Source organism: Telluria sp. AZSoR62 (genome assembly GCF_058111565.1).
In genome coordinates, this window is sequence record NZ_JBYTST010000297.1 from 1 (window position 1) to 273 (window position 273).

Sequence of the window (273 nt, forward strand, 5' to 3'; positions counted from 1 at the left end):
GTCGCACCGGCGCGTCATTTGCGCCTGCCAGATCGAACACATCGCGCAGTCCGCATTTTCGCTGGCGGTGTACCTGGTTGACGCGCTGGCCCACGGCCGCCCGTTCGACTACGCCACGCCTTTCGTGCAGCTGGTCAAACAGTCGGAACGCTACCGCATCGATCCGCTGACGGCGGCGGTGCTGCAGGGTGCACGAAAACGCGGCATCCCGGCGACCCGGATCACCGAACATGACGCCCTGTACCAGCTCGGCACGGGCAGCCGCCAGCGCCG

1 pseudogene is annotated in these 273 nt (G+C 67.4%); it reads left to right on the forward strand.

Going from position 1 to position 273, the window contains the following annotated elements:
- Nucleotides 1-273: pseudogene (locus tag AC3XQU_RS23870) on the forward strand (cyanophycin synthetase); the annotation flags it as partial.